The following is a 13872-nucleotide window of genomic DNA, read 5'->3' as shown; positions in this document are numbered from 1 at the left end:
AGAATTGATGAGTCCAACACATGTTTGTCACTGGATCAATCTCGATACAAGATTGATCCATGGAGCTCCAGCAGATGCGCTATGTCGTCGCGGTCGCCGAGACGAACAGCTTCACCAGAGCCGCCCAACGGTGTCTGGTCGTCCAGTCCGCCCTCAGCCACCAGATCGCACGTCTGGAACGCGAACTCGGCGCGCGACTCTTCGAACGCACCAGCCGCCGAGTGCGGCTGACACCGGCCGGTGCGGCATTCCTGCCCGCCGCCCGCCAGTGCCTGGACGCCGCCGAGCGCGCGGCGGGCGAGGTCGCCGCGGCTGTCGGGGAAATACGCGGACGCCTCGCCGTCGGCCTGATCGCGACCGTCGCGGCGGTCGATATCCCGGATGCGCTGCGCGAGTTCCGTCGGCTTTATCCGCAGGTGCGCATCGACTTGCGGGTGGGCGCGAGCGATGACCTCATCGAACAGGTCAAGGACGGCACCGTCGACGTGGCCTTCCTGGGTCTGCCCACCACGGCGCACCCCGAGGGTGTCGCCGCCCACGAGCTCGCGCGTGACCGCCTCGTCGCCGTGGTCGCGCCCGATCATCCTCTCGCCGACCAACCGCTGGTCGACCTGCGCAGACTCTCTTCGGAGGTTTTCGTGGACCTTCCGGCCGGGACGGCCGGACGCATCCAATCCGATCAAGCCTTCGCCGCCGCCGGCCTCGACCGCGACGTCGCGTTCGAGGTGACCACCGGGGATTACATCGCCCGACTGGTCAGACCTGGCCTCGCCGTGGCCATGCTCCCCGCCGCCTACACGCCCCAGCTCAGTGGCGTTGTCACCATCGAGGTCACCGACGCACCGGCCCGCATCGAATACGTCATCTGGAGCCGTATCGGCCGGACGCCCGCGGCGACCGCTTTCCTCACCATTCTCGGAATCCCCGTAACCGACCGCCCACCAGGCTCATAGGAGACCAGCCTTGTTCCATGGCTCACATCCTGGGACAGCCCTTGCATTCAGAACAGTTGTGATTACACAATTGTTGTGTGAATACAACTGTTGGAGAGTTGGCGCCGCGACGGAAGTTGGTGGTGTTGGCGACGTGTTGCCTGAGCCTGCTGATCGTGTCGATGGATTCGACGATCGTGAATGTCGCGGTGCCCGCTATTCGGGTGGATCTGGGTGCGCCACTGGCTCGGCTGCAGTGGATCATCGATATCTACACGCTCACGATGGCGAGTCTGCTGATGCTCGCGGGCGCGACGGCGGACCGGTTCGGGCGGCGGCGGGTGTTCCGGATCGGGTTGACGGTGTTCGCACTCGGGTCGCTGGCATGCAGCCTCGCACCGAATATCGAAACTCTCATCGGGGCAAGGTTTTTGCAGGCGATCGGTGGATCGATGCTGAACCCGGTTGCGATGTCGATCATTACGCAGGTTTTCACCGGGAAAGTGGAACGTGCTCGCGCGGTGGGCATTTGGGGTGCGGTGGTCGGCATATCGATGGCATTGGGACCGATGGTCGGCGGCGTGCTGATCGATGGACTCGGGTGGCAGTCGGTGTTCTGGATCAATCTGCCGATCTGTGTGCTCGCACTGGTCTTGACGACACTGTTCGTGCCGGAATCGAAGTCGGCCACGGTGCGCGGGCTCGATCCGATCGGGCAGCTGCTGGCCATCGCATTTCTGTTCACGGTGGTGTTCGGGTTGATCGAGCGGTCGCCCGTGGTATTCGTGGTGTCGGTGCTCGCCCTCGTGGCCTTCCTGTGGCAGGAATCGCGACGCTCGGATCCGTTCATCGATCTACGCTTCTTCCGCAGTGTGCCGTTCGCCTCGGCGACGGTGACCGCGATCTTCGCCTTCGCCGCACTCGGCGCATTCCTGTTCACCTGCTCGCTGTATCTGCAAGAGCTGCGCGGTTATTCGGCGGTGCACACCGGGGCGCTGTATCTGGCCATGGCGGTCGCGACACTCATCTTCTCGCCCCTGTCAGGGCGTCTGGTTGGACGCCACGGGACCAAGCCCTCACTGGTCGCGGCGGGCATCGCGATGACCATCGCCGCCGTGCTGCTCACCCGACTCGATGTGACGACTCCGATCTGGCAACTGGTCATCGTCTTCGCGATCTTCGGAATCGGATTCGGCATGGTCAATGCGCCGATCACCACGGCGGCGGTCAGCGGGATGCCGCTGGATCGCGCGGGCGCCGCGTCAGCGGTCGCCTCGACCAGCAGACAGGTCGGCGTGAGCATGGGTGTCGCACTGTGCGGCGCGCTGACCGGCGCCGGTCTGTGGTGGCTGATTGCGGTTTTCACGGCCGGAATCGCCATACTCGGCATTGTCGCGAACACCCGCTGGGCCGCGCGGTCCCGCGATCGCGTCGCCCCGATACTGGAAGAGAAGGTCCCCGCACATGCCGGATGACGCGCCAACCGCCGACGATGTCTGGGCCCAGCTCACCCACTTGGTGATGGATACCCGTGACTCGTGGAAGCGGGCGGTCACCGAGCGAACCGGATTGCCGTTCAGTCGAATTCGCATTCTGCGCCGCTTGCGGCCCGGCCCGCTCACGCTCAACCAGATCGCGCAGGCGACCGGCATGGACGCGCCCGCCACCACGGTCGCGGTCAATAATCTCGACGAACTCGGCCTCGTCGTGCGCGAGATCGACCCCACCAACCGCCGCCGCAAACAGGTCTCCATCACCAATGCGGGCCGCGCCGTACTCGCACAGGCCATGGCGACCCCCGACCCCGCCCCTGCCACCGTCACCGCCCTCTCCCCCGACGACCTGCACACACTGCACCGGCTCTTACGCAAGCTCGAACACTGACCGTCGGCACATGGGCATTTCACTGTCTCCGAGCGGCACATTGTGCTTGAATCGGCTGTAGAACGTGTTCTAGCTCTGGGAGGTGGCCATGGCCACGCCGTCGATTCCCGCCGGATTCGATTTCACCGACCCGGACCTGTGGGCGAAACGCAGACCCACCGAGGAATTCGCGGAACTGCGCCGAACCGCACCGGTCTGGTGGTGTGCCCAGTCCGACCGGTCCAGCGGCTTCGATGACGGCGGCTATTGGGCGGTCACCAAGCTCGAAGACATCAGGGAGATCTCGAAACATCCGGAGATCTTCTCCTCCTCCGCCAACAGCGCGATCATCCGGTTTCAGTCCACCATCACCCGCGAGCAGATCGATATGCAGCGGCTGATTCTGCTCAATATGGATCCGCCCGCCCACACGAAGAATCGGCGCATCGTGTCCAAGGGCTTCACACCGCGCGCGGTGGAGGGGCTGCGGGCGGCGCTCACCGAGCGCGCGGCCCGAATCGTGCACGAGGCGAAGAAGTCGGGTAGCGGTGATTTCGTGGAGCAGGTCGCCTGTGAATTACCGCTGCAGGCCATTGCCGAACTACTCGGGGTGCCCCAGCAGGACCGCAAGAAGCTGTTCCACTGGTCCAATCAGATGATCGGCGCCGACGATCCGGAGTACGCCAGCGATGCCCAGACCGCACAGCTGGAATTGAGCGGCTACGCCTGGAGCATGGCCGAGCAGCGGCGGGCCTGCCCGGCAGACGATATCGTGACGCAGCTGGTCAATGCCGATATCGAGGGTGAGCAGCTGGGTTCGGACGAGTTCGCGTTCTTCGTGATCCTGCTGTCGGTGGCGGGCAATGAGACCACCCGAAATTCGATCACCCACGGCATGAAGGCCTTCGTCGACAATCCGGACCAATGGGAGCTCTACAAACAGCAGCGGCCCCGCACCGCGCCGGATGAGATCGTCCGCTGGGCGACCCCCGTCTCGGTATTCCAGCGGACGGCGATGCGCGATGTGGAGCTCGGCGGACAGTTGATCCGCGAGGGTCAGCGTGTCGGTTTGTTCTACAGCTCGGCCAATTTCGACGAGGATGCCTTCGAGAATCCGTTCACCTTCGATATCCTGCGCGATCCCAATCCACACGTCGGCTTCGGCGGCGCGGGCACGCACTACTGCCTCGGCGCGAACCTGGCCCGACTCGAGATCGATCTGATGTTCAATGCCATTGCCGACACCATGCCCGAATTGAGTCAGGTCGCCGAACCGGAACATCTGCGCTCCGGCTGGCTCAATGGCATCAAACGGTGGGAAGTACGTTTCGATTGATGCACGCGACCTCGGCAACGCCGTTGCCAGCGCGCATCATGTACTTATGGATCCTGAACCAGTGCGGGTGCGGGTGATCCTGTTGTTCGGCGATCGGGCGCAGGTGCAGACACCATGGCATCCGGCACATTCGCCAATGTGGATACCGGCGGCCGATATCGCCGAACAGGCCGGGCTGCCGCAGAACGAATTACCGGGACGGGAGTTCTGGGCCATCGGTGATGAGCACGAGCTGACCGGATTTCGGCTGGTCTTCGATCCGCGGCTCTGATAAGCATCAGGCGGATTCTGCAGAGTATGCGCGAGTGCTGTGGCTATCGTCACGCAATTTCCGAACGCCGCAAGCGCTTTCGGCCCATCTCCTGGTGCGAGCGGACACGCCGCACGTCGAGCTGAGATGGTCGACCGTAGTCGACCATGGATCAGTTCGGCACAATGTCGTACTTCAGCAGCTCGAAGCCGGTGGGCACGGTGGCGCTCATGGAAATGCGATCGCCGGACCAGGTACCGATCAGTGCGAAATCGCCACCGGCGCAATCCGCGCCTTCGGCGGTGAGCATCGGCAGCGGGTGGATGCGGTGGCGGTCGTCGCCGTGTCGGACCGCCGCCTTGTCCACATAGGTGCGTTTGTCGTGGTTGAGGATGTAGCGGCCGATGAAGCCGTGCTGGGGCGCGATCAGCGGGGCAACGGAGGCGGCCTTGTCATACAGACTGATCTGCTTCCCTACTTGCGGTCCGGCCCACACCACGCGCGTCGGCACCGTCAGGAGGCGCTCCACACCCTGGACGAAGTCGTCGCCGATCCAGGCGCGTTTCAGGAAGCGGACCTTGGGTTCGAGATACCCGATCAGCTTGTGGTCGACGTCCAGGAAGACGGCTCTGCAGAACGGCCCCACGGGGGTGTTTTCCTCTCTGGGATAACGGCTTTCGGACAATCTAACCGTGCCGGGCGCGCCGTCGCGCGGCGGGCGGTAACAGTCGAGTTACCGGCATGTTGAGGTCTGGCTCGAAATCACCTGAAGGGGGTGCCGCGACGCGCGAGCTAGGCTCGGACGATGCGATACGCCATTTCGGTTCCGCAGCTCATTCCCGACGGATCGTTCCAACCGGAAAATCTGCGGACCTACCTGGATCGAGCCGAGGCGCTCGGCTTCGAAAGCGCCTGGACGACCGAGCAGCTGCTCGGATCCGCGCCCAATCTGAGTCCGATCGAGTTGTTGACCTACGCGGCCGCATGCAACGAGCGGCTCCGCTTCGGATGCGCGGTGTTCGTGACGCCGCTGCACAATCCGGTGCACCTCGCCAAACGCATCAGCACGCTGGATCAGCTCACGCGTGGCCGACTGGAGATCGGCGTCGGGATCGGCGGGCGCAACCGGATGTTCTCCGCCTTCGATGTCGACCCTGCCGACAATCTGGTGACCCGCTTCAATGAGGGCCTGCGCGTCATGAAGGCGCTGTGGACCCAACCGCGAATCGATTTCGAGGGCGAGTTCTGGCAGTTGACCAGTGCCACCATGGAGCCGAAGCCGTTCCAGAAGCCTTATCCGCCATTGTGGTTCGGCGGCAGCACACCCGCGGCCCTGCGCCGCGCGGTCCGGCACGGCAACGGTTTCTTCGGCGCCGGTTCCAGTACGACGGCCAAATTCGCCGAACAGGTCCGGTACGTGCGCGAAACCCTGGCCGAGAACTCCGGCGCCCCATCGGATTTCCGTATTGCCAAACGCGTCTACATCGCGGTCGACGACGATCCGACGCGGGCCGAACAGCGCATGGCCACCGCCCTGACCGACTTCTACGGCGACTTCGGCAAAACCCTGCTCCCCGTCGCCGTCCACGGCACACCGAAGGACTGCATCCAGGGCCTGCGGGAAGTGGCCGATGCCGGGGCCGAAATGATCCTGATCAACCCGCTTTTCGACGAGGCCGCGCAGATGGAGCGCATTGCCGCGGAGGTACTGCCGCAGGTCGATTGAGCAATAACGGAGCACGCCCGCGTCGACCACTTCAACGGCGACATCCGCAACGACAACTCCACCAACGCCATCGCCTACGCGGCTTGAAGAGACCGTGCCAGGGTCAGCGGGGGTCGGGGGCCTCTGCGGTTTCGTAGCCGAGGCGGACATCGTGGGCTACCTCGCCGCCGGAGACTGTTACTCGGGTGGTGACCGGTGGATAGCCGCGCGCGATTACGGTGTAGTGGCCTTCGGGGAGGTCGGTCACCAGATAGCGGCCGTTGGCATCGGTGCGGGTAGTGGCGGTGAGATCGCCGGATGCGTCGAGGACGCTGATCTGGATGTCCGGCACGGCTCGGTCGCCGTCGGCCCAAGCGGATCCGGCCAGGACGGCCATCGATGCCATATCGATGTCGTGATGCAGGAGACCGCTGTCGGGGATGGTGAGGGTGGTGGCACTGGGGCGCATATGCTCGGCGACGGCCACCAGGGTGTAGGTGCCCGAGACGACGCCGTGGCAGACATATCCGCCGTCACTCGCGGTTATCGCGGCACCGACGACCTCGCCGTGGATATCGGTGAGTGTGACGGTGGCACCGGGTAGCGGGGTACCGCGACCGGCCGAACGGACCACACCGGACAGTTCGCCGGAGCCCGTCAGGGTCAGATCGAGCAGCTGTGGTCGCTGTCCGATGGCCACGCTGACCGCCTCTGGCCGATGTCCGGTCGCCGACGCGATCAAGACGTAGTTGCCCGCGGCTGGCGCTTCGATCCGGTAGCCGCCATCGGCATCCCCGATCGCGCGCGAAACCTGGTGTCCCCGTTGGTCGATCAGCGTCAGCACCGTGCCCGGCACCGGTCTGCCGTCCTCGCGCCCGATCCGCCCGCCTATCGACGCGCCTTCGTAGTCGAGGACCGAATGCGACTGCGGTACAACGGCGGCCACATACACACCATTGCCGTCGTGATTTACCGAGATGCGGCCAACCGCACCCGCCAGCACCGGTTCGGGTTCGGAGAGCACCTTCGCCGCACCCTCCCAAACCTGCGCCTCATCCCAGCTGGATTCGGACTCCAACGTCGCCGACTCCATAGCGGGCACCGGATTGTCCTGCAGCGGAATCTCTTTCATGAACATCAGCACCAGGCACGCGAGCAGTGCGACTCCCGCCGCGACATAGAAGACGCCGTGCATCGCATCGGTGAACCCGATCAGAATCGGCACCCTCAGCTCATCCGGCAGCGCCGCGATTCCGCTGGTATTGCTCTGCATGGTGCTCAGCTGCGCGGCATCGAATCCGGCGGGCAGCGCGCCACCGAAGGCGTCGATGATCCGGTGCGGCAACAGGTTGAACAGAATGGTCAGGAATACCGCGACACCGAGCGTGCCGCCCATCTGCCGGAAGAAGGTCGCCGATGCGGTCGAAACACCCATATCCGAACGCGGACCGGCATTCTGCGCCGCGATGATCAGGGTCTGCATACAGCAACCGAGCCCGAATCCGATGACGCCGCCGTAGACCATCGGCTGCCAGAGCGGACTGTCGTAATGCACCTGCCCGTAGAGCCCCGCGCCGACCGCGATGATGAATGTCCCGATCACGGGGAGGATCTTGTAGCGCCCGGTCAACTTGGTGGTCAAGCCGGCCAGCTGCGAACCGAACATGATCCCCAGCACCAGCGGCAGCATCAGCAGACCCGATTTGGTCGGCGAATATCCGCGCACCACTTGGAAGTACTGCGGCACCATGACAATCGCGCCGAACATCGCGATACCGACAATGAACCCACCCGCGATGGTCACGCTGAAGGTCGAGTTCTCGAACAGCCGTAGCGGAATCAGCGCCGCGTCCTTCATCAGGAATTCGACGAGCAGGAACAGCAGCAGTCCGCCAGCACCGATCCCGTAGCAGATGAGCGCGTGCTGCGAACTCCAGCCCCAATCCCGGCCCTGTTCGGCGACGATCAGCAGCGGCACCACACAGGTCGTCAATGCCACCGCGCCGAACCAGTCGATGCGGTGATCCTGGCGCTGATGCGGCACATTGAGCACCTTGGCGACCACACCGAGCGCGAGCACACCGATCGGCGCATTGACCAGGAACACCCAGCGCCAGCCCTCGAGGCCCCAGAGCTGGTCGTAGTTCGAGAAGAAACCACCGAGTACCGGACCGAGCACCGTCGCCGAACCGAAGACCATCATGAAATAGCCCTGGTAGCGCACCCGCTCCCGGGCGGGCACGATATCGCCGATAATAGTGAACGCCAACGACATCAACCCGCCCGCACCCAGGCCCTGGAAAGCGCGGAATCCGGCGAGTTCATACATCGACGTGGCGAAGGTGCAGGCCACCGAGCCGATGACGAACAATCCGATCGCTGTGAGATAGAACGGCTTTCGACCGTAGATATCGGCCAGTTTGCCGTACAGCGGGGTGGTGATCGTCGCGGTGATCAGATACGCCGTGGTCGCCCAGGCCTGTTCGTCGAATCCGTCCAGGCTGTTGGCGATCCGCACGATCGCGACGCTCACGATGTTCTGATCGAGCGCGGCGAGGAACATGCCGAGCAGCAGTCCGGACAGGATGGTGAGGATCTGCCGGTGCGACAGTGACGTACCCTCACCGGCACCCAGGTCCGGCGACGTTGCCGGGGCCTGGCTGGTCGAATTCGTCATAATTTGAGCCCTAGTTCTGATCGGCTATCCGTGGTGGAAGTGTCTCGAAACCTGAGTCGAGCCGGTCGAGCGATTGGCACACTGCGCCACAAGCGATCCGCCCCCACGCCGATCACCCGTAACTAGTTGCGCTCGCTAATATACATACGGCCGCTCGGGGTGAAACGGCCTGGTCGGGTCATCCCGGCACCAATACCTCAGCGGCCGAGCGGATCCGGGCGGCACTGCGCCGGATCACTGGCAACGGCTCGACCGCAGCCGAAGATTATGACGGGTTCGGCGTGATTCGACGGGTCCCAGATCTGGCCGACGCCGAGCAGAACAGCAGCGCAGGCCGCGCCCACCACGGCGGTCGCGGTACCGAGCACCAGCCACGGCAGCAGATCTTCGAATGCATCCGCAAACTCTTGGCATACTTGGTTCTATGCTGGTCAATAGGGGTTGAACTCACCACGCCAACGCGGGTTCAGTTCGTCGGCAAGCCGTTTGGGGGCCGAGATCCTATTCGGGTTGCCGTCGGAGGTATACCGCTGGTCGGGATGCTGGTCGAGGCGGTCGAGCCAGTAGGCCGAGGCGAAGTCGACCTCGGTCTTTCCCGACCGGATGCGCGGCACACCAGCGGGATCGACCTGACCGAACGGGGAGGGTGCTGGCTCGGCGCCGACCAGCAACACGGCTTCGAACGCGTAGTTCGTACCGTCCCAGCTTCCTGCGGTGACGAGGGCACGGTCGCTGGGAAAGATGCCGAGCGGTAGGGCCATCGTGCGCACGCGATCGCCGGGCGCCGCGATCGCGATCGCGCGCAAGTTCTCGACCAGCTCACGCTGCACACCGGTGCTGTCCAGCCGACCGAGGTCGGCGTGACTCGCGGTGTGCGCACCGATTTCGTATCCGTGCGCGGCCAGCCAGGGCAGTGCGCGCGCGTCACCGGCGAACGGCTCGTTATTGACATAGAACGTCGCGGTGGGCCGGAAGTCCGGATTGCGTGCGCCGAACTCCTCGAGTATCCCGATCGCGGTATCCGGAGCCACCGTGGCGTCCCCGATGAACCGGAGTTGGGTGCTGGTGGAGTCGTCGAAGGTGAGCACCACCGGATGGGTGCCAGCAGGGATGTCGATATGGCCGCGGATGTAGTTGGCGACGGTCACCGGCCGGTAGTTCTCGCGGTACAGGCGCTCGAGTTCGGCGCGGAACTTCTCCGGAGTCTGGTCGTATTCGCCTACCGGAGTCGATGTCACCTGGTGATACATCAGGATCGGGACGAGTCCGAGTTCATTGGCTCCCACCGCGATCGGGTCGGGCGTCGAGGTGGCCACCGGAACCTTTTCGATGGCCGCCGGGGCCGGATCCGCCGCTGCCCCACATGCGGTGACCGTCGCGAATATCAAGGCCGACAGGACAACCCGAGTTCCGCTAGCCCTGCACCGCACCACCGATCGAACGGTACGCGGCGGCGAGGAATCTCGGTTGCGAATCGGCATAACCACGCCCGATGGCGCTGTCCGAGGTAGATAGTTGGGCAATAGCGACAAATGAAAGTTGGTGTGCGCGTTGGACAAATTGGTCCCGATCACCGGGCGATGGCGGCTGGCGGCAATAGCGGTTATCGCAGCATTATCAATCCTCATCGCATCCGTGATCATCGGCGCCCATCGGTCCGAGCCCGCGGGTTCGACGCTGACCGGATTACCGGACGGAGTCGTCGGCGCGAGCACGCTGACCGGGCTCGCATTGCGCGTGGATGCCCAGGGCCACAACCCGAGCGATATGCGGCTCGAACTCGACGGCAAGACGGTGAACGGCACGGTCGAGGGCGATTCGGTGGTGTATCGGCCCGGTCAGCTCGCCGATGGCGATCACAAGTTCACCGCCGAGATCCCACGCGCGGGCATACTCGGCCTGTTCAGCGCCGGTCTGGGGGTTACCGCAACCTTTACCGTCGACACAGAGGCGCCGAAACTCGAGCTGACCCAGCCGGGCAGGGCCGGATCGTATCGTCAGCCGATTACATTGCGCGGCAAGGAATCCGGTGCCGTGCGCGTCTTCGTCGGCACACAGTCGGTCACGCCCGCCGCGGACGGCACCTTCGAGATCACGCTGGCGCGCACTCCCGTCGGCGGTGAGGTGACCGCGGTCGACGCGGCGGGAAATAGGGCGACGCAGGCGATTACCACATCGGTCGATATGCCTCGGGTCAAGGCCGCGCACATCACGGCGTACGGATGGGCCTACGACGGCTTGCGCGAACCCATTCTGGATATGGCGCGCGAGGGGCGCATCGACACCGTTCAGCTCGATATCAAGGATGAGGACGGGGTTATCGGTTACGACTCGCAAGTGCCGCTGGCACGGCAGGCGGGTGCGGCCGCAAATATCTACGATGTGCGCGCCGCACTTCGACAACTGCACGATATGAACGTGCGGGTGGTCGGGCGGATCGTGGCCTTCCGTGATCCGGCCATGGCCGAATGGGCCTGGCACGCAGGACATCCGGACTGGGTCATCCAGAACCCCTCCGGTCAGCCGTATGCCAGCAAGTACGGTGCGATCGCATTCACCAACTTCGCCGATCCGGAAATCCGCAAGTACAACATCGATCTCGCCACCGAGGCAGCCGAACTCGGCTTCGACGGAATTATGTACGACTATGTCCGGCGGCCCGATGGTGCGCTGTCGCAGATGCAGTTTCCGGGGCTGACCGTCACGCCGAGCGCATCCATCGCCGAATTCCTGCACGAGAGCCGGGATCCGGTGCGCGATAAAGGCGCGAATCTCGGTGCCGCGGTGTTCGGTATCGCTGCGACGCGGCCGGATGAGATCGCACAGGACATTCCGGCGATCGCTCGGTATGTCGACTATGTCGCTCCGATGCTGTACCCGTCGCATTGGAATCCTGGTGAGTACGGTGTCGCGAACCCGAACGCCCAGCCGTACGACATCATTTTCCGGTCGCTCGCCGATTTCTTCGGACAGACCAAAGGTACCGGCGCGAAAGTCATTCCGTGGCTGCAGGATTTCAGCCTGGGAGTGAACTATGGCGATGCCGAGGTCAAGGCGCAGATCGATGCCGCGGCCGCGGCGGGGACGAATAGTTTCTTCCTGTGGAATGCGGCGTCGCGGTATCACTCATGGGCGGTGGTGCCTGGTTGATTCCTACTGGTCCGCGTGGCAGGTGACGTCGGCGGCGGGCAGGGCGCCCTCGGCGAAGTAAGTATTGATCGCGTTGTCGACGCAGGCGCTCAAATCCGGCCGGAAGGTCATGTGGATGCGGATGTCCTGCAGTGTGACCAAGCGGGATGCGGAGAGGTACTGATGTAGTCGGACACCGTGGGTGTACGGGGTTCGGGCATCGCCGGTCGCCTGCAGGATAAGCACCGGAACCGAATTCCGCACGGTGGTGGCGGGTTCGACGGGTCTTGGCCAGAATGCGCACGGCTGGATGTTGTTGGCCAGCGGACCGAATATGGGCTGGGTGGCCCGGCTGGTTTCGATATTGTTCGCATACCACGCCGGATCTGTCGGTGCCGCGGCATCACCGCAGGTGATCTGGGCGAGGACGGAGTTCTCCTCGGATCGCAAGGCCTGCAAGACGATGTGCAGGCGTGGCGCCCGCGCGGCTACGGGTGGGCCGCCCGCCGCATCGGCGATCTCACGTAACGATTCGGCCAGCGCTTGGTTTCGCCGGAAATCGGTCACCATGTTGTGCAAGAGAAATGGAAGCCAGTGATCGTCGATCGGGAAGTCGTCGATCACGATCGGTTGGCGTGCCGCCGCGGCGATCAACTCCGTCACCCATGCCCGCACTTCGACCGGGGACGACCCGAAGTGATAGGTATCATCCTGTCCCGCAGCCCAATTCGACCATTCATCGATCGCTCGCTCGTCCGACGGACCCCAATCCTGGACGAGGCCGGTCCAATAACGATCCGGGTCGATTGCGCTGTCGAGCACCATCCGGTCACTGCGTTCTGGGAACATCTGGGTGAATACCGCACCGAGATACGTGCCGTAGGAGACACCGTAGTAGCTGAGCTTCGGTTCGCCCAGCGCCACTCGGATGACCTCCATATCGCGAGCGGTATTACGGGTGGTGAGCTGGCGCACCTTCACCGGATCATCGGCCAGACATCCTGCGGCCATATCCGCCGCCATCGCGGTTTCCCGCGCGAAGCCGTGCGAATCCAGACCCGCCGAATGGATCATTTCGCCGACCGGCCACCCGCAGCGCGGCGTGCGCCCGGAGTCGCCGATCCCACGCGGATCCATACCGATCACATCGAAACGCGCCCGCACCTGCGCAGAGAGCACGTCACCGAGCAGATCCACGGTGTCAAGACCCGACGCACCGGGCCCGCCCGGATTGGCCAGCAGAATGCCATGACGCTGATCCGGATCGGTGGCTCGTAGCCGCGATATCGCGATCTTCAGTGTGCGATCGGAGGGCCGCAGATAATCCAGCGGCACCAGCACATCCGCGCATTCGGCCTCGGCCTTGTCCAAATCCTCGAGACCGCAAGCATGCCAGTGCAGTCGCTGGTGATAGAACCGGTATTCCGGATCGACCTGCGCCCCGGGCACGGTGATCAACGCCGCCCCGACCGCTACCAGCACCAGCCACCGCAAAAGCGTCGCCGACAACCCACCCACCTCTCACCCGCCAAATCCCGCAACTTCGTACCACACCCACATGCGGGACACCCTTGCCACATTTGGTGGTGCCGCCGATACTCCATGGGGGCCGCGCCACCGCCGGTTCCGCATCGAGGGGAGGAACCAATGCTTCGAAACCAATTGAATTCACTACGGACAGTGGATGATTCGCTCATCTACGGGCAGCCGTACGAAACGTCCGACGGCACCACGATCATCACCGCCACCAGGACGGGCGGCCCGCTGCGCACCGCTCGTCCAGTGGGTGCGTTCGTCGTCCATGAAGGCGAAGTCAGTTGGACGCCCGCGGTCGATGCTACCCGGATCGCGCTGATGGGTGAATTGATCGGTCTACTGGCCGCGGTCATCGCCACACTCGCGGTGCTGCGTAGGCCGCCGTGGCCCGATCTATCGCGGGTGGTGGCAATCAGACGGGACTCGCGACACACTTGATCCCGT

13 protein-coding genes are annotated in these 13872 nt (G+C 64.1%); 8 read left to right on the top strand and 5 right to left on the bottom strand.

Annotated elements, in window-relative coordinates; all coding sequences use genetic code 11:
* The first annotated feature begins 59 nt into the window (after nt 1-59).
* The 5 genes from ACQP2U_RS14865 (at nt 60) to ACQP2U_RS14845 (ending at nt 4402) form a co-directional block, all read left to right on the top strand.
* Nucleotides 60-953: a LysR family transcriptional regulator gene (locus ACQP2U_RS14865; protein ID WP_433715184.1), complete on the top strand. Its 894-nt coding sequence runs from the start codon at nt 60-62 to the stop codon at nt 951-953.
* A gap of 77 nt (nt 954-1030) precedes the next feature.
* Nucleotides 1031-2407 carry an MFS transporter gene (locus ACQP2U_RS14860; protein WP_433715183.1) on the top strand — a complete coding sequence of 459 codons (1377 nt, stop codon included), beginning with the start codon at nt 1031-1033 and terminating at the stop codon, nt 2405-2407.
* Entirely contained in the window at nt 2397-2816 is a 420-nt protein-coding gene (locus ACQP2U_RS14855; protein ID WP_433715182.1) for a MarR family winged helix-turn-helix transcriptional regulator, read from the top strand. Before ACQP2U_RS14860 ends, ACQP2U_RS14855 begins: the two co-directional genes overlap by 11 nt.
* An 88-nt stretch (nt 2817-2904) precedes the next feature.
* On the top strand, nt 2905-4131 hold the full coding sequence (locus tag ACQP2U_RS14850) for a cytochrome P450 (RefSeq protein WP_433715181.1): 1227 nt from the start codon (nt 2905-2907) through the stop codon (nt 4129-4131).
* Between the two features lie 46 nt (nt 4132-4177).
* Nucleotides 4178-4402, top strand: coding sequence for a hypothetical protein (locus tag ACQP2U_RS14845; protein ID WP_433715180.1), 225 nt, complete (start codon nt 4178-4180; stop codon nt 4400-4402).
* Nucleotides 4403-4553: 151 nt separating this feature from the next.
* Here the strand turns inward: ACQP2U_RS14845 and ACQP2U_RS14840 are convergent, their stop codons facing one another.
* Nucleotides 4554-5027, bottom strand: coding sequence for a hypothetical protein (locus ACQP2U_RS14840; RefSeq protein ID WP_433715179.1), 474 nt, complete (start codon nt 5025-5027; stop codon nt 4554-4556).
* A gap of 159 nt (nt 5028-5186) precedes the next feature.
* Between ACQP2U_RS14840 and ACQP2U_RS14835 the strand changes: the two genes are divergently transcribed.
* A complete protein-coding gene (locus ACQP2U_RS14835; RefSeq protein WP_433715178.1) occupies nt 5187-6107 on the top strand; it encodes an LLM class flavin-dependent oxidoreductase in 921 nt (306 codons plus the stop codon).
* Between the two features lie 103 nt (nt 6108-6210).
* Here ACQP2U_RS14835 and ACQP2U_RS14830 read toward each other — a convergent pair whose 3' ends face one another.
* From ACQP2U_RS14830 to ACQP2U_RS14820, 3 genes are all read right to left on the bottom strand, one after another.
* Complete coding sequence (locus tag ACQP2U_RS14830) at nt 6211-8763, bottom strand: MFS transporter (protein ID WP_433715177.1); 2553 nt, start codon at nt 8761-8763, stop codon at nt 6211-6213.
* A 197-nt stretch (nt 8764-8960) separates the two neighbouring features.
* Entirely contained in the window at nt 8961-9131 is a 171-nt protein-coding gene (locus ACQP2U_RS14825) for a hypothetical protein (protein ID WP_433715176.1), read from the bottom strand.
* A gap of 63 nt (nt 9132-9194) precedes the next feature.
* Nucleotides 9195-10151 (bottom strand): polysaccharide deacetylase family protein, encoded by a 957-nt coding sequence (locus tag ACQP2U_RS14820; RefSeq protein WP_433715175.1) that lies wholly within the window; start codon nt 10149-10151, stop codon nt 9195-9197.
* A gap of 163 nt (nt 10152-10314) precedes the next feature.
* On the opposite strand from ACQP2U_RS14820, the gene ACQP2U_RS14815 reads away from it, so the two are divergent.
* Nucleotides 10315-11913 (top strand): putative glycoside hydrolase, encoded by a 1599-nt coding sequence (locus ACQP2U_RS14815; protein ID WP_433715174.1) that lies wholly within the window; start codon nt 10315-10317, stop codon nt 11911-11913.
* A gap of 3 nt (nt 11914-11916) precedes the next feature.
* Here ACQP2U_RS14815 and ACQP2U_RS14810 read toward each other — a convergent pair whose 3' ends face one another.
* Nucleotides 11917-13401 (bottom strand): alpha/beta hydrolase, encoded by a 1485-nt coding sequence (locus ACQP2U_RS14810; RefSeq protein WP_433715173.1) that lies wholly within the window; start codon nt 13399-13401, stop codon nt 11917-11919.
* 138 nt (nt 13402-13539) lie between these two features.
* Here ACQP2U_RS14810 and ACQP2U_RS14805 point away from each other — a divergent pair, with 138 nt between their 5' ends.
* Nucleotides 13540-13866, top strand: coding sequence for a hypothetical protein (locus tag ACQP2U_RS14805; RefSeq protein ID WP_433715172.1), 327 nt, complete (start codon nt 13540-13542; stop codon nt 13864-13866).
* Nucleotides 13867-13872: the final 6 nt, after the last annotated feature.

Source organism: Nocardia sp. CA-084685 (genome assembly GCF_050955785.1).
Taxonomy (GTDB): Bacteria; Actinomycetota; Actinomycetes; order Mycobacteriales; family Mycobacteriaceae; genus Nocardia.
The sequence above is the reverse complement of the archived record's forward strand: the minus strand, read 5'-3'. Positions and strand labels throughout refer to the sequence as shown.